The 16,123-nt window shown below is 64.2% G+C and carries 12 protein-coding genes and 1 pseudogene; 4 read left to right on the top strand and 9 right to left on the bottom strand.

All coding sequences use genetic code 11. From position 1 onward, the window contains the following. Window positions 1-48: 48 nt before the first annotated feature. From CKW35_RS10340 to ptsP, 3 genes are read right to left on the bottom strand one after another with little or no spacing between them, the layout of a single operon-like run. Window positions 49-1,788: a PTS fructose-like transporter subunit IIB gene (locus CKW35_RS10340; RefSeq protein WP_095115843.1), complete on the bottom strand. Its 1,740-nt coding sequence runs from the start codon at window positions 1,786-1,788 to the stop codon at window positions 49-51. After that, window positions 1,785-2,732, bottom strand: coding sequence for a 1-phosphofructokinase (gene pfkB, locus CKW35_RS10345; protein WP_060517667.1), 948 nt, complete (start codon window positions 2,730-2,732; stop codon window positions 1,785-1,787). The genes CKW35_RS10340 and pfkB overlap by 4 nt, the downstream gene beginning before the upstream one ends. Next, window positions 2,733-5,585, bottom strand: coding sequence for a phosphoenolpyruvate--protein phosphotransferase (ptsP, locus tag CKW35_RS10350; protein ID WP_095115845.1), 2,853 nt, complete (start codon window positions 5,583-5,585; stop codon window positions 2,733-2,735). Window positions 5,586-5,869: 284 nt separating this feature from the next. Between ptsP and cra the strand changes: the two genes are divergently transcribed. Continuing rightward, the gene (gene cra / locus CKW35_RS10355; RefSeq protein ID WP_024717667.1) at window positions 5,870-6,865 is read left to right on the top strand and encodes a catabolite repressor/activator; all 996 of its coding nucleotides are present in this window, start codon (window positions 5,870-5,872) and stop codon (window positions 6,863-6,865) included. A 2-nt stretch (window positions 6,866-6,867) separates the two neighbouring features. Continuing rightward, window positions 6,868-7,656 (top strand): TatD family hydrolase, encoded by a 789-nt coding sequence (locus CKW35_RS10360; protein ID WP_095115847.1) that lies wholly within the window; start codon window positions 6,868-6,870, stop codon window positions 7,654-7,656. A gap of 79 nt (window positions 7,657-7,735) precedes the next feature. Here the strand turns inward: CKW35_RS10360 and ampE are convergent, their stop codons facing one another. The 3 genes from ampE to CKW35_RS10375 form a co-directional block, all read right to left on the bottom strand. Beyond that, window positions 7,736-8,566, bottom strand: coding sequence for a regulatory signaling modulator protein AmpE (gene ampE, locus CKW35_RS10365; RefSeq protein ID WP_024717666.1), 831 nt, complete (start codon window positions 8,564-8,566; stop codon window positions 7,736-7,738). Further along, window positions 8,563-9,135, bottom strand: coding sequence for a 1,6-anhydro-N-acetylmuramyl-L-alanine amidase AmpD (gene ampD / locus CKW35_RS10370; protein WP_016484915.1), 573 nt, complete (start codon window positions 9,133-9,135; stop codon window positions 8,563-8,565). Before ampD ends, ampE begins: the two co-directional genes overlap by 4 nt. 88 nt (window positions 9,136-9,223) lie before the next feature. Continuing rightward, window positions 9,224-11,380 carry a DUF1631 domain-containing protein gene (locus CKW35_RS10375; RefSeq protein ID WP_095115849.1) on the bottom strand — a complete coding sequence of 719 codons (2,157 nt, stop codon included), beginning with the start codon at window positions 11,378-11,380 and terminating at the stop codon, window positions 9,224-9,226. 240 nt (window positions 11,381-11,620) lie between these two features. Here CKW35_RS10375 and nadC point away from each other — a divergent pair, with 240 nt between their 5' ends. Beyond that, window positions 11,621-12,469, top strand: a complete 849-nt coding sequence (gene nadC, locus CKW35_RS10380; protein ID WP_016484912.1) for a carboxylating nicotinate-nucleotide diphosphorylase — start codon at window positions 11,621-11,623, stop codon at window positions 12,467-12,469. A gap of 59 nt (window positions 12,470-12,528) precedes the next feature. On the opposite strand, the gene trxB is transcribed toward nadC, so the two are convergent. Continuing rightward, on the bottom strand, window positions 12,529-13,491 hold the full coding sequence (gene trxB / locus CKW35_RS10385) for a thioredoxin-disulfide reductase (protein ID WP_016484911.1): 963 nt from the start codon (window positions 13,489-13,491) through the stop codon (window positions 12,529-12,531). A gap of 331 nt (window positions 13,492-13,822) precedes the next feature. Between trxB and cysZ the strand changes: the two genes are divergently transcribed. Next, window positions 13,823-14,551: a sulfate transporter CysZ gene (cysZ, locus tag CKW35_RS10390; RefSeq protein WP_095115851.1), complete on the top strand. Its 729-nt coding sequence runs from the start codon at window positions 13,823-13,825 to the stop codon at window positions 14,549-14,551. A gap of 177 nt (window positions 14,552-14,728) precedes the next feature. Here cysZ and CKW35_RS28840 read toward each other — a convergent pair whose 3' ends face one another. Together CKW35_RS28840 and CKW35_RS28845 are read right to left on the bottom strand one after the other, a co-directional pair. Next, the gene (locus tag CKW35_RS28840; protein ID WP_371262304.1) at window positions 14,729-15,160 is read right to left on the bottom strand and encodes a methyl-accepting chemotaxis protein; all 432 of its coding nucleotides are present in this window, start codon (window positions 15,158-15,160) and stop codon (window positions 14,729-14,731) included. 156 nt (window positions 15,161-15,316) lie between these two features. After that, window positions 15,317-16,069 (bottom strand): annotated as a pseudogene (locus CKW35_RS28845) (PAS domain-containing protein); the annotation flags it as partial. Between the last annotated feature and the right edge of the window lie 54 nt (window positions 16,070-16,123).

A 16,123-nucleotide genomic window follows, 5' to 3' on the forward strand; every position in this document is an offset into this window, starting at 1 on the left:
TGGGAGCGGGCGTGCCCGCGAAGAGGCCAGTAAAGGCTACAGAAGTCGCTAGCCTTTGACGGGCGCCACGGCCAACTCTACCCGCTCGCTCTTCTTGATCACTGCATACACCACCGCCGTCACCAGGCTACCCGCGACGATAGCCAACAAATACAGCAAGGCATGGTTGATGGCATTGGGGATCAGCAGCACGAACAAGCCGCCATGCGGCGCCATCAGCTTGCAACCGAAGTACATCGACAATGCCCCGGTCAGCGCACCGCCGGCCACGCTGGCGGGGATCACCCGCAGCGGGTCTTTGGCAGCAAACGGAATAGCCCCTTCGGAAATGAAACAAAGCCCCAGGGCCAATGCGGCCTTGCCCGCCTCGCGCTCACTCTGGGCGAACTTGCGCCGGGCCAGGAAGGTGGCGATACCCAGGCCGATCGGCGGCACCATGCCAGCGGCCATGGTCGCCGCCATCGGCGCGTAGCTCGACGATGCCAGCAGCCCCACCGAGAAGGCGTAGGCGGCCTTGTTGATCGGCCCGCCCAGGTCGACACACATCATGCCGCCCAGCAACAGCCCCAGCAGAATGGCATTGGTGGTGCCCATGCTGTCGAGGAAGTGCGTGAGGCCTTCGAGCATGGCTGCCACCGGCTGGCCGACCACGTAGATCATCACCAGGCCGGTGACCAGGCTGGCCAGCAGCGGAATGATCAAGATCGGCTTGAGCGCTTCCAGGCTGCTGGGCAAGCGTGCCCAGCGGGCAATGGCCTTGGCGCTGTAACCGGCAATGAAGCCGGCGACAATGCCACCGATGAAGCCGGCCCCCAAGGTACTGGCCAGCAGGCCACCGATCATGCCCGGCGCAAGCCCCGGGCGGTCGGCGATGGACCAGGCGATGTAGCCGGCCAGCAGCGGCACCATAAGCTTGAACGCCGCCTCACCGCCTATCTGCATCAACGCAGCCGGCAAGGTGCCCGGCTGTTTGTAGGCCTCAATACCGAACACGAACGACAGCGCAATCAGCAGGCCGCCAGCCACCACCATGGGCAGCATGAACGACACGCCGGTGAGCAGGTGCTTGTACACACCGGTCTTTTCACCCTTCGCCGTGGTAGCAACCGCTGCGGCATCGGCGCTGTTTTCCACCTTGGCTTCGGCCAGGGCCTTGTCCAGGGTGGCACGTGCCTGCTTGAGTGCAATGCCGGTGCCGCATCGGTAGATGCGCTTGCCGGCAAACCGCGCGGTCGGCACTTCAATGTCAGCAGCTAGCAGCACCACATCCGCTTCAGCAATGGCCTGGGCAGACAACGGGTTACGCGCACCGACCGAGCCTTGGGTCTCGACCGTGAGCTGATAACCCATTAGTTGCGCGGCTTGCTGCAAGGCCTCCGCCGCCATGAACGTGTGCGCGACGCCCGTCGGGCAGGCGGTGACCGCGACAATGCGTGCGCCCGTGCTGCCAACCTCGGGCGGTGCACCTGCTGCGGCCAACAGCGGTTGGGCGTTGGCCGCCGCTTCATCGAGGAAGCCCTCGCGGTCGGCCAGTGCCTGGGCGGGCGTGCTCTGGTAAACCCGCTTGCTGACGAAGCGGGCCAGGTCCACCGGGCCGGTGCTGACCACCAGCACCCAGTCGGCCTCGGCGATCTGCGCGGCACTCAGTTGCCGTTCGGGGTGCCCGGCATCCTGCACTTCTACACGGGTGCTCCAGCCGCGCCGCTGGGCAGCGGCAGACAGCAAGCGCGCGCTCAGCACGCTCGACACCTGGCCGTTGGGGCAGGCGGTGACAATGGCAATGTTCATCGGCAACCCTCTTGTTGTTCTGTCAGTTGCACGGCAGCTTCCAGACACGTCAGTTGCTCACGGTCATGGATGCCGAAGCCAACCTGGGTGACGGCCTGGGCGGCAATCGCGGTGGCGCGGATCAAGGTCTGCGCAGGCGCCTCGCCCTGCAGCAGGCCATGGACCATGCCAGCCACCAACGAATCCCCCGCCCCCACTGTACTGGCAACCCGCACGCTGGGCGGGCAGGCATGCAGGGCCAGGTCGCGGGCGAACCAGCTGACGCCCTGCTCGCCGGCAGACACCACCACGTGTTCCACGCCGCTGGCCAGCAACTGCTCGGCGGCGACGCGTTGCTGCGCCGGGTTATCCACGGCCTGGCCAAGCACTTCGCCAAGTTCTTCGGTATTGGGTTTGACCAGCCAGGGCGCGCTTTGCAGGCCGGCGCGCAGGGCTTCGCCGCTGCTGTCCAGCGCCACCTTGAGGCCAAGGGCCTTCAACTGGTCAAGCAACTGGCGGAACCAGTCGGCGCTGATCCCTCGCGGCAGGCTGCCCGCCACCACCACGGCATCGTGCCCCGGGGCGACCTGCTCCAGCCGCTGCATCAAGGCAATGCATGCCGCTTCGTCGACCTCGGGGCCTTGGCCATTGATGTCAGTCACGCGGCCATCGGCTTCTACCAGCTTGATGTTGCTGCGGGTTTCGCCGGGGACGCGAACAAAGCAGTCGGTAAAGCCACGCCATTCAATCAACGATTCAAACGGCTGCAGGTTATCGCGCCCGAGGAAACCGCCAACGGTCACGCGGTGCCCCAGGTCGGCCAGTACCTGGGCAACGTTCAGCCCTTTGCCCGCCGCGTGGCTCTGCTGTGCATGGCTGCGGTTGACCTGCCCCGGGCGCAGGGTATCAAGGCCGATGGTGATATCCAGCGCCGGGTTCAGGGTGAGGGTAAGGATCTTGGCCATTCAGTAACGCTCCACCAGCGCGCGAACCGCTGCGGCGCTGTCTTGTTGCAGGGCCTCTCGCGCCAGGGCGCGGGCCGTCTGATGATCGGCCTGGCGAACCAGGGCCTTGACTTCGGCAATGCTGCGCGCAGACACGCTGAGTTCGTCCACGTCCAGCCCGAGCAGCACAGGCACCGCCTGCGGATCTGCCGCCAGCTCACCGCATACGCCCACCCACTTGCCGTGGGCATGGGCGGCGCGCACGGTCATGTCGATCAGGCTCAATACTGCCGGGTGCAGGCCGTCGGCCTGGGCCGAAAGGCTGGGGTGGCCACGGTCGATGGCCAGGGTGTATTGGGTCAGGTCGTTGGTGCCGATACTGAAGAAGTCCACTTCGCGCGCCAGTTGCCCAGCCAACAGGGCCGCCGAAGGCACCTCGACCATGATGCCCAGCTGCAGGTCGGCCACGGGAATTTCTGCCCGCAGGCGCTCGACCATGGCCCGCGCCTCGCGCCACTCATGCACCTGGCCCACCATGGGGAACATGATGCGCAGCGGGCGCTGGTCGGCAGCCCTGAGCAAGGCGCGCAGCTGGTCCTCCATCACTTGCGGCCGTTGCAAGGTCAGGCGTACGCCACGCACGCCGAGGAACGGGTTTTCCTCAGCGGTAATCGGCCAGTACGGCAGCGGCTTGTCGCCGCCGACATCGAGGGTGCGCACCACCAGCGGTCGCCCGTCCAGGCCATCGAGCACGCGACGGTACTCAGCCTCCTGGGTGGAAACGTCCGGGGCCTGGGGGTGGGCCATGAAAATCAGTTCGGTGCGCAGCAAGCCGACACCTTCGGCGCCCTGCTCCACCACCTTGGCGATACCGCTGCTCTCACCGATGTTGGCGAACACCTCCACGGCGTGGCCATCGCGGGTGACGGCCGGTTCAAAACGGTTGGCCCAGGCGGCCTGCAAACGCTGTTCGCGCGCATCTCGCTCGGCCAGGGCGCGCTGCAATTCATCCTCCGGCGGTGCCACGCTGACCACGCCGCGCTGGCCATCAAGCAGTAACGGTGTGCCTGCTTCCAGCAGCAAGATCGCCGCACCCGCCCCCACCACAGCCGGGATGCCCAAGGCACGGGCGACAATGGCGCTGTGTGCAGTGGCGCCACCCTGAGCAGTGACGATACCGGCGACCCGGCCTGGGTCCAGCCGGGCAACATCGGACGGGCCGACTTCGGTCATCACCAGTACGTAGGGTTGCTCGGGCTCAGCCTGGGCCTGGACACCGCACAACTGCGCCAGCACGCGGCGGCCAACATCGCGCAAGTCAGCGGCGCGCTCGGCCAGCAGGGCATCGTGCAACGCCTCTTGCTGGCGCGCCGCGGCCTCGATCACGGCCATCCACGCTGCCGCAGCGCTCTCCCCCTGGGCAAGGCGCTGCTCGACATCATCGGTCAAGGCCGGGTCGGCGAGCATTTCCTGATGCGTGACGAATATCTCGCCAATGGCCTTGTCGCTGCGCTGTACCAGCGCCTGAAGCTCGCTGGCCACCGTTGCCAAAGCCTGGTGCAACTTTTGCCGTTCCTGGGCGCAGGATTCGCCGCGCAGTGGGTAGTCGAACTCGCGCTCGACACACACATGGGCAGGTCCACTGGCAATGCCGGGCGCAGCGCCCACGCCCTGCACACGGCTACCGGCGGCGGGGGCTTGCAGCACCTGGGCCGCAACAGTGGCAATGGGCTCCATGCTCTGCGGCAGCGGCTCTACCTCTTCACCCAGGCCCTGTTCAATGGCAGCCAACAGCACCGGCAAGGCGTCGGCGGCAATACCCGGCTCGGCCACCAGTTCCAGGAGCTGGCCACGACGGGCGCCAAGGCTGAGCAGCTTGCTCAGGCTCTTCACCGACACCGCCGGCTGCGCGCTGTCGACCAGGCGTACACGGATTTCCCCGTCGAAGCCTTTGGCCAGTTGCGCCAGCACCTTGGCCGGGCGGGCATGCAAGCCATGTGGGTTGGCCAGCACGACGCGCGCGCTGGGCCAATCCGCCGGCGCCTCGCCCCCCAGCACTGCCAGCACAGCTCGGCTGCTGGTGGCCTGATAGAGCATCTGCCCGCGGCCTTCGATCAGCACTTCGCACAGGCGCTCAAGCAGGGCCTGGTGAGCGGCGCCAAGGCTGGCCAGGCAGAACAGGCCATTGAGCGGCTGGTCGCGATAACGCAGGGGCTGCTGTGGAGTAACGAAGGCCAGGCCCGGCTGGCGCACCTGGCGCTCGCTGTGCAGCCACCACAGGCCCTCGCCCAGCGGCAGCGGCTCGGCCTGCTGCAGCACCGCGGCAAAACCACTGTCGACGCAGTCGGCACGCTGCAACAGGCGGGCGCCGCGCCAGGCCAGTTCGTCAAAGTCTTCAGCCGGCAGGTTCAGGCCGACCAGTTGTGCATCCAGTGCCAGCTCCTGTGGCGCGCCTTGCAGCAGCTTGAGCAGCGCTTCGGCGGAACTGGCCCGGCGCAGCGCTTCGGCCAGGTCGGTTTCGCCCAAGGCGCGGGTCAGCAGCTGCAGCAAGCGCAGGTGTTCGTCGGAACGGGCGGCTATGCCGATGGCCAGGTAGACCATTTGCCCATCGCCCCAGTCTACGCCCTCGGGAAACTGCAGCAGGCGCACGCCGGTGGCATAAACCAGGTCACGGGTTTGCGGCGTGCCATGGGGAATGGCGATGCCCTGGCCAAGGAAGGTGGAGCCTTGCCCCTCGCGGTCCTGCAGCCCTTGCAAGTACCCCTGTGCAACCAGGCCATCAGCGACCAGCCGGTCCGCCAGCAGGCGCAACGCCTCGGCCTTGTCGGCGGCCGTCTGGCCCATGGCTATCTGCTCCTTGGCGAGTTCGAGCATGACCTTCTCCTTTTGCAGTTCCCGGTCGGGTACTGGAGTATTGTTGTGAAATTCACATGAAGGGCCAGTTCAACAGCCTTGCACAGATGGCAGCCGAGGCAGAAAATTCGGCAGCTGAAACGTTTAACCTGACCAGGCGGCCACGTTACTCGATAATCTGCCCGGTAAAAAGCCCCATCCTGTCGGACAATTGCGACAATGGTCGTCTGCGCATGGCGCCAGTACCGGGTCAGAATACCCGGTCCGGCCTCACAGCCAGCCCCGGAAATAACAAGGAAAATTCGGTGAAACTCAGCGATATCGCCCGCCTGGCCGGTGTGTCCGTGACCACTGCCAGCTACGTCATCAACGGCAAGGCTGAACAGCAACGCATCAGTAACAGCACTGTAGAACGGGTACGCGCGGTGGTTGAAGCCCACGGCTTTACCCCCAACCCGCAGGCTGCGGGCCTGCGCAGCCGGCACACGCGCACCCTGGGCTTCATTCTCCCGGATCTGGAGAACCCCAGCTACGCCCGCATCGCCAAGCAGCTGGAACAAGGTGCCCGCGCCCGTGGCTATCAGCTGCTTATCGCCAGCAGCGATGACCAGCCCGACAGCGAGCGCCAGTTGCAGCAACTGTTCCGCGCGCGCCGTTGTGATGCCCTGTTCGTCGCCAGCTGCCTGCCGCCGGAAGACGACAGCTACCGCGAAATGCAGGACAAAGGCCTGCCGGTGATAGCCATCGACCGCCGCCTGGACCCTGCGCACTTCTGCTCGGTTATCAGCGATGACCGCGATGCCAGCCGCCAACTGGCCGCCAGCCTGCTCAGCGCAGCCCCGCGCAGCATTGCCCTGATTGGCGCACGCCCCGAGCTGTCGGTCAGCCAGGCACGTGCCGGCGGGTTCGACGAAGCCCTGCAAGGCTATGCCGGTGATGTGCGTCGCTACCAGGGAGAGGCATTCAGCCGTGAGTGCGGCCAGCGCCTGATGCAACAGCTTATCAATGACCTGGGCGGCCTGCCGGATGCCCTGGTGACCACCTCGTACGTGCTGCTGCAAGGGGTGTTCGACACATTGCAGGCGCGCCCTGCCGACTCGCGCCAGCTGCAGTTGGGCACCTTTGGCGACAACCAGTTGCTCGACTTCCTGCCGCTACCGGTCAATGCCATGGCGCAGCAGCATGGCCTGATTGCCGCCACTGCGCTGGAACTGGCGCTGGCCGCAATCGAGGAAAAACGCTACGAACCTGGCGTGCATGCTGTCGGCCGCACCTTCAAGCAGCGCATCACGGCAGCCTGAGCATGCGCCTGATCGACACCCACACCCACCTGGACTTCCCCGAGTTCGACGCCGATCGCCCGCGCCTGTTGGCCAACGCGGCGGCGCGCGGGGTGGAACGGATGGTGGTGCTGGGGGTTTACCAGGCAAATTTCCAACGGGTGTGGGACCTGGCCTGCGCCGATCAGCGCCTGTTCGCGGCACTGGGCCTGCACCCGGTGTACCTCGACCAGCATCGCCCGGAGCATTTGACGCAATTGCGCGAATGGCTGGAACGCCTGCACGGCGACCCACGGCTCTGCGCCGTGGGTGAGTTTGGCCTGGACTACTACCTCGAAGACCTGGACAAAACGCGCCAACAGGACCTGTTCGAAGCGCAACTGCAAATGGCCTGCGACTTCGAGCTGCCCGCGCTGTTGCACGTACGCCGCAGCCATGCCCAGGTGATCGCCACGCTCAAGCGCTACAGGCCGGCGCGGGCGGGAGTGATTCATGCGTTTGCCGGCAGTTACGAAGAGGCGCGTGAATATATCAAGCTGGGCTTTCGGCTTGGGCTTGGCGGTGCCGGCACCTGGCCACAGGCGCTGCGGCTGCGCAAGACGCTGGCGCGGCTGCCACTGGAGAGTGTAGTGCTGGAGACCGATGCGCCGGATATGGCGCCGGTGATGTATGCGGGGCAACGGAACAGCCCGGAGCATCTGCTGGACATTGCCGGGGCGCTGGCCCAGGTGATGGGAGTGGATGTAGAGGCGCTGGCGCAGGCCAGTAGCCGCAATGCTTGCGAATTGTTTGGCTGGTGCTGGCCTTTGTAGTTGCTGCGCCTGGCAGATCGAGCGCCGCCCGGGCGGCGCTCGATCTGCCAGGCGACGCCAATAGCAAGGCGACCCTAGGTCAGACCAGCACGGTCCACAGCGCAAACCCGGCATACCACAGCACTGCACAGCGCAGCAGCAGCTCCCAAAGGCTGTCCAGCCGCCCCAGGCCACGCTGACTGTCTTCTTCCTCGGGAATGTCATCGGCAATACGCCCCACCCGCGCCACCAGGTGTGCAGCGCTGATGTGCCAGTTGAGCACCTCGTGCAGCATCACCCGGGTCACTGCGAGGAAGTTGCCCACCAGCGCAAAGCTCATTGCCATCAAGCGCACCGGTAGCCAGTCCATGATGTGCCGCAGCTGTTCGGCACGCGCCTTCAGCGCAGGCTGCTGGCTGTGCTCGCCGCACAGCGCCACCAGTCGATAAGCCAGCGCCGCACCAGGGCCTAGCACGAAATACCAGAAGATCACCGCAAAAAACCCTTGGTACACCTGCCACAGCAAGTTGCCCTGCACGCGCACCAACAGGCTGTGCGGCTCATCCGCCACCACGCCCAGGTCGCGCTCTGCAACATGCAGCGTCGCTTGGTCGTCACCCCGCCGCCAGGCATCACGGAACGGGCCCAACGACGCCTTGGCATCGCCACGGCCCAGGCTGTAGACCAGCACCAGCAAATGCACCGGCAAGGCCAAAAGCCCATAGGCCACCGGTTCCAGCACATGCAGCAGCAACACCAGCAGCGCTACCGGTGCCAGCACCACGACGGCCAGCGTCCACCAGGGGTGCACCTTGCCGCTGCGCTCCAGGCGAAGCAGCTCGCCAAGGAAGAACCCGTCACGCTGCACTTGATGCCGCAGGGCCGAAAACTTCTCGACCCACAGCGCCAGCAACAACACCAGAAAACTCATGCCTTGTCCTCGTTGTGCAACAACGCTTCGCGGTAGCGCGGCCAATCGAAAGACGGGCCGGGGTCGGTCTTGCGTTGTGGGGCAATGTCGCTGTGGCCCTGAATACGGCCCAGGTCGATGGCCGGCCAGGCGCTACGAATGTGCCGGGTAAGCTGCTCCAGCACGGCGTACTGAGCATCGGTATAGGGCAGGTCGTCGGTGCCTTCCAGCTCTATGCCGATGGAAAAATCGTTACAGCCTTCACGCCCGTCGAAGCACGACACACCCGCGTGCCAGGCACGCTCGAGCAACGAAACGAACTGGGTCACCGCGCCGTCACGCTCGACGAACAGGTGCGCCGAAACGGTGAGGTGGCTGATGCTGGCGAAATAAGGGTGTTCGTTGGGGTCCAGGCGGTTCTGGAAGAACTGCTGCACCTTGCCGGTACCAAAACAGGCCGGCGGCAGGCTGATGTTGTGGATCACCAGCAGGGAAACCGATTCGCCTTCGGGGCGGGCATTGAAGTTCGGCGAGGGGCAGTGGGTGATTCCGATTCCGTGGAACCAGCCAGTGGCACGGTCCAATTGCATGGGGCAAATCCTGAAAGCGCCTTGAACAGACCCACAGTATGCCCTGCCGCCAACACCGTTTGCATGTGAATGATTGTAATGTTGCCGCCTACCTCACCGGTGGCTGCCGCAGCCCATCGAGCACCGCTTCCAGCGCCCGCTCGAACAACAACCCGTCATCCAGCAGCCGCACGTCCCCTCGCTGTAGCGCCTGGGCCAGGCCGGCACCGTTCCACTCTCTCACCTTCATGCCGGTGCGGTTGGCAAACACCAGCCTGTCGCTGCTGCCGATACGCGCCACCAGTTTGCAGCGCAACGGTTCGTCGTCATCAAGTACTTCGACCCAGTTACCGATGCGCAAGCGCTGCACCTGCCGCAACGCGGCTGCCTGGCCTTCGGCAACGTGCAGCGGCGCGCAGGACGGTTCTTCGGCAATCGCCAGCACAATATCTTCGTCCACCCGCACTTCGGCCAAGGGTTGCTCATGGCCAACCGGTAACTCAGCGCCTGTGCAGGCACGCAAGTGCAATTGCTCCAGTTGCAGGAAGAACTCGCGGGTTGCCGCCGAATTCAGGGCCACACTGGCCAACCCATCGCGCAGCGCCTTGAGCAGCCCAGGTACCTGCTGCAACAGCGCTTGCGGTTCATGCCCAGGGGTGATGCTGGCCAATAGCGTGTCCAGCGTGTGCAGGGCATCCCGCCAAGCCTGGGAGGCCTCACCTTGCTTGAGCCAGGCTAGCAGCAGCACCTGGCTCCAGGCCTGTACCAGCATTTGCACCACCACCAAAGGCAGTACCCGGCCCCGCAGGCGCTGGTTGAGCACCCGCTGCACCTGCTGCCGGGCCTGCAGGGCACGGGCGCGTCCTTCTTCGGCGTCGCGAGTGCGCTGCTCAAGCAACTCGTTGCGCCGCCGCTCCTCCTGGCTGAACGCAAGAAACTCGTCGAGCAGGTCGGTGAAAATGCCGACATCTTCGGCAAAATCATTGATCAAGCGCTGGACCACGCGCTCTACCCGTAAGTGCAGGCTGTCGCGCAGACCTTCGCCGCTGCACTCCCAGCCAATAGCTGCGCGAGCGATTTCGTTAAGCAGCCGGCGTGCAGGGTGGCTGGCCCGACTGAACAGCCCCTTGTCCAGCAGTGCCACCTTTAACAATGGGATATGCAACCGCGCGATCAACGCACGCAGGCTGGCCGGCAGGTTGTGATCGCCCTGAATACAGGCGAACAGCAGGCCAACCAGGTTGATCGTGTCTTCGTCGGCCACGGCTATGCGCCGCCGGGTGCCGCTGCGCACGCTGACCCTCAGCAGCAATTGTTCAAGCTGTTGGCCGAGTTCAAAATCCTCAGCCTCGCCGGCAGCGGGTACGTAGTGCTGCAAATGCGAAAGCAGGCGGACCAGGTCTGCGGTGCTGATGGACTGGGCGGCAGCCACCGCCTGCAATCGGGGTGCGAACTGCCCACGCGCCGGGGCCAGCAAGGTTTGCAAAGAGGCAAAGAACGCCTGCCCTGCCGCATCTGCGCTCGCTCCCTGGCCTTGGCTTGCCACCCGCTGGCTTGCCATCATGCGCTGATCGTCGGCGCGACGGCGCGGGGCCGGTTGCAACTCGGGCAGCACACCGGCGACGGCCAGCAATTGATTGGCTTCGGCATAGATGACGTCCAGATCGCGCAAGACATAACGCTCGAACAGCTTGAGCAGGACCAGTTTGACCCTCAGGCCAACCCCCAGGTTCCGGCCAGCCTCGAGGAAGTAGCCGCACAGCGCGGCAGGGCCCAGTGGGCTGCATTGCTCATGCACGGGGCGATCGAGCAGGGCCTGCAACCGCAGGCCCAGTTGCTGCAGGGCAATGCCATCACGCGACAGCACCCGCGCAACCATGCATTCGATGGCCGCAGCCCGCTCGAGTTGCATCTTGTTGCGCAGGTTGCCCGGTTCGGCGAGAGGCGCCAGCAGGTCGACATGGCCGATGCGGGAATAGGTGTCATAAAACGTATCAAGGAAGCCGCGTTCGATACTTTTTCGCTTCAGACGCAGATCGCGCATGGCCTCGAAATACAGGTTCTGGTCACAACGGTCCACGGCCTTGTCGGCCATTCCGAACAAGGTGTCATCGGCATTGTCGAAAAGCGCCTGCAAGCCCTGACGCAGTTGCAACGCAGCCTTGTCGCGCACTTGCAGGAGCAATACCGGAAGGCAAGGAAGAGGCGTGCGCCCCCCTCGGTCGATGGCTGCCGCCAGGGGCACCACCTTGCCTTCGTTTTGCATCCTGGACTCCTTGCAGGTTGTCATGCCCGAAAGGGCTGAAAATCGTCAAAGCTATGACGCCAAATACTGGTCGCCATTATCGGTAAAAAATCTCACAGCTGCCAGCGCCGATTCATGGGCGGTCAACGCCCTCATTTGCAGTCATCGCTCAGCAAGACCGACCAAGGGTCATAACCCAGGCAGCTGTACACATCTGGCCCCTGCCCTATAATCGCCGGCATCTTGCTTGTGGAGCCGACCATGCCGAACCTACGCCTTGCCGACCTGACCGCTGAAATCGAAGCCAACGTGCGCCGCGCACTGTTGGAGGACATCGGCAGTGGCGATATCACCGCGCAGCTGATCCCGGCCGAGCGCCTGGCCAAGGCGACCATCATCACCCGCGAGGACTGCGTGATTGCCGGCACTGCCTGGGTCGACGCCGTGTTTCGCCAGCTCGACCCGCGCGTTGCAGTGCACTGGCAGGTGGCCGACGGTGAGCGGGCTACTGCCAATCAGCCGCTGTTCCACCTGGAAGGTCCGGCCCGCTCGCTGCTCAGTGGTGAACGCAGTGCGCTGAACTTCCTGCAGTTGCTGTCGGGCGTGGCCACCCGCGCGCGCGCGCTCGCCGACCTGGTGGCAGGCACGCAAGTGCGCCTGCTGGACACCCGCAAAACCCTGCCAGGCCTGCGCCTGGCGCAGAAGTACGCGGTGACCTGCGGCGGTTGCGACAACCACCGCATTGGCCTGTACGACGCCTTCCTGATCAAGGAAAACCACATTGCCGCCAGCGGCGGCGTAGCCCAGGCAGTGGCAGCGGCGCACCGCATTGCGCCGGGCAAGCCGGTGGAAATCGAGGTGGAAAGCCTGGATGAACTGCGCGAGGCGCTGGCCGCTGGCGCGGATATCATCATGCTCGACGAGCTGAACCTGGACGAAATGCGCGAAGCGGTACGCATTACCGCTGGCAAAGCCAAGCTTGAGGCCAGTGGCGGGGTGAACGAGACGACCTTGCGGGTGATTGCCGAGACTGGGGTGGACTACATCTCGATTGGCGCCATGACCAAGGATGTGAAAGCCGTGGACCTGTCCATGCGGTTGAGCCTGTGAGCTGACCGCAGGCAATAAAAAACCGGCCTTTCGGCCGGTTTTTTTGGGGCGCTATCTGATCAGAACGAGGCGTTGGCCAGCCCGTCCAGGTAACGCTCCACGTCAAGGGCCGCCATGCAGCCAGCGCCGGCCGAGGTAATGGCCTGACGGTAAACGTGGTCAGCCACGTCACCCGCAGCGAACACACCTTCAACGTTGGTGGCGGTGGCGTTGCCTTCACGGCCGCCGTTGACTACCAGGTAGCCGTCCTTGAGGGTCAGCTGGCCTTCGAACAGCGACGTGTTCGGGGTGTGGCCAATGGCAATGAATACGCCGTCGACCTTGATTTCGTCACTGCTGCCGTCGTTGTTCTTCAGGCGCGCACCGGTCACACCCATGTTGTCACCCAACACTTCGTCCAGGGTGGCGTTGAGCTTGAGCTCGATCTTGCCTTCGGCCACACGGGCGTTGAGTTTGTCGACCAGGATCTTCTCGGCGCGGAAGGTCTCGCGGCGGTGCACCAGGGTTACCTTGCTGGCGATGTTGGCCAGGTACAGCGCCTCTTCCACGGCAGTGTTGCCGCCGCCAACCACGGCGACTGGCTTGTTGCGGTAGAAGAAACCGTCGCAGGTGGCGCAGGCCGAAACGCCCTTGCCCATGAAGGCCTCTTCCGACGGCAGGCCCAGGTAGCGGGCGCTGGCACCAGTAGCGATGATCAGTGCGTCGCAGGTGTACTTGCCGCTGTCACCCTGCAGGGTGAACGGCTTGTTGGCCAAGTCGACGGCGTTGATGTGGTCGAAGACGATTTCGGTTTCGAAGCGCTCGGCGTGTTCCTGCATGCGCTGCATCAGGGCCGGGCCGGTCAGGCCGTGTGGGTCGCCCGGCCAGTTGTCGACTTCGGTAGTGGTAGTCAGCTGGCCGCCGGCCTGCATGCCGGTGATCAGCAGCGGCTTGAGGTTGGCGCGGGCCGCATAGACCGCAGCGCTGTATCCGGCAGGGCCGGAACCGAGAATGATGACGCGCGAATGACGTACTTCAGACATGTCGAACTCCTGTCGAGCCGGCCGCTCGGGCCGGCATCGGTGTACCGGCTGCGCCAGCTGGAAAATTAAAACGGACCCACGCAGCACTTGGGGAAGGCTACAACGCGCAGGCCCTGAAAGCGAAAAGTTGAGCGCACTGTAGCGAGGTCGCAAAGATTAAGGAAATATCCTTAGACAATCCACCTCATAGGCACCGTCTATTCACTGTTTTCATCGATAGCCCAGACCCCGGCGCTTTTGTTACAGCCCGTGTCCGGCTTGCCAGCCACCTTTCGTCGGCGATGCAAACTCGGTAAGGTCAGCGCGTTTTCCTTCTCTGCGGAGTCTCCCGATGCAAGCCCCTGTCCTCTCCGGCCCCCAATACCTGCGCGAAGGCCTGAAACTGGTGCTGAGCCCCAACCTGCGGCTGTTCGTGCTGCTGCCGCTGGCGATCAACCTGCTGCTGTTCGGTGGCATGGTCTACTTCGCCGGCCACCAGTTTGCCCTTTGGCTCGATGCCCTGATGCCGACGCTGCCAGACTGGTTGAGCTTCCTCAGCTACATCCTCTGGCCGCTGTTCGTTGCCTTGCTGGTGCTGATGGTGTTCTTCACCTTCACCCTGGTGGCCAACATCATTGCCGCGCCGTTCAATGGCTTTTTGTCGGAAAAGGTCGAGGTTGTGGTACGGGGCGAAGACACCTTCCCGGCGTTCAGCTGGGGCGAGCTGGTGGCCATGGTGCCACGCACCTTCAGCCGCGAAATGCGCAAGCTGGGCTACTTCCTGCCGCGGGCAGTCGGCCTGTTCATTCTGTCGCTGATCCCGGTGGTCAACGTCGTCGCCGCGCCACTGTGGCTGATGTTCGGGGTATGGATGATGGCCATCCAGTACATCGACTACCCGGCGGACAACAACAAGATGAGCTGGCAGGACATGCTGGCCTGGCTGCGCAGCAAGCGCTGGCAGTCGCTGGGCTTTGGCGGCATCACCTACCTGGCGTTGATGATTCCGGGGGTGAACGTGCTGATGATGCCGGCGGCGGTGGCCGGGGCTACGTTGTTCTGGGTGCGGGAGCGCAACTGATCCCGGAGCGCATGCGAGATTCTCTGCAGGAAATCGCTCGGTCCTTTGAGGTGCCCTGTGGGAGCGCCCGCGAATGGGGGCACGCGGCGCCTGGCACCGGCTTTGCCGGTGTTCGCGGGACAAGCCCGCTCCCACAAAGTGGACTGCTCACAGAAAAGAACCAAGCTGGCCTGGGGCTTACTGCCCCAACCGGCTGGAGAACTGCCCCACCACATCCACCACCCGTTTCGCCCCGTCCTGGATCTCGACAATCACGCTACCTGTCTCGTCAGCCAGCGCCAGCCCCTGCTCGGCCTGGCGCTTGCTGGTGTCGATGATCGCCACTGCCGCCTGAGCCAGCTGTTCGTTCTGCTGTACCACCCGGGCAATTTCCTCGGTGGCGGTACTGGTGCGCGACGCCAGCTGGCGCACTTCGTCGGCAACCACGGCAAAGCCCCGCCCTTGCTCGCCCGCGCGGGCCGCTTCAATGGCCGCGTTAAGGGCCAGCAGGTTGGTCTGCCCGGCAATGTCGCTGATGGTCTTGATGATCGAACCGATCACCCGCGACTGGGTGTCCAGCGCCTGGATGCCCTCGGCCGCCTCTTGCATCGAGGCCTCCAGGCCACGCATGACGCTGACGGTCTGGGTAACCACCTCGGTGGCTTTGCGGGCGCTGACATCGGTACCCAGCGAGGTGCTGTAGGCGACATCTGCTGCCTGGGCCACGGCCTGCTCCTGGTTGACCTGGTCGGTGATCACAGTGGCGAACTTGACCACCTTGTACAGGACGTCGTGGGCATCGAAGATCGGGTTGTAGGAAGCCTCCAGCCAGATCACCCGGCCATGAGCATCGATACGCTTGAAGCGCTCGGCGACATATTCACCACGGCGCAGCTTGTCCCAGAACGCCTGGTAGCCGGCCGAGTGGGCCTCCTCCGGCTCGCAGAACATGCGGTGATGCTTGCCGCGAATCTGCTCCAGGCGGTAACCGACAGTGGCCAGGAAACGCTCGTTGGCCGTGAGGATGGTGCCGTCGAGGTCAAACTCGATGACAGCGGTAGAACGCATCAGCGCCTTGATCAGGCTTTCATGCTCGCGGGATGCCTCGATAGTGCGGGTAAGGTCGCTGGAATGCAGGGTGAAATACTTGATGCGCCCCTCGCCGTTCTTGACCGGCTGCAGAATCGAGCGCAGCCAGGCTTCCTGGCCGTTGCCGCGCAGCAGGCGGAAGGCACCATTAAGGTGCTCGCCCCGGCTGATAGCGCTCTTCATGCGTTGATAGAAATCCAGCGACTTCACATGGGAAGGGACGATGTCCTCGATGTTGCGTCCAAGCAATTGTTCGGAACGGTAAAACATTTCGCTCTCGAAATTACCGTTGACCATCTCGATCCGTCCCTGGGGGTCGAGCTGAAGTACCAGCATCTCGCTGTCGAGACTGCTCTTGACCTGTTCCACTGACATCAGGTCTTCGCGCAGCTGCCGGATTTCTTGCTTGAGCTTGCTGTTGAACATCACCGCACTCCTGGAGCGCATCATCTAATCGAATGCATCTTCATCGGCTGCCGGTTGCACCTTCTTGAGCACCGGGCA

This window comes from Pseudomonas sp. Irchel 3F3 (assembly GCF_900187545.1).
Taxonomy (GTDB): domain Bacteria; phylum Pseudomonadota; class Gammaproteobacteria; order Pseudomonadales; family Pseudomonadaceae; genus Aquipseudomonas; species Aquipseudomonas fortuita.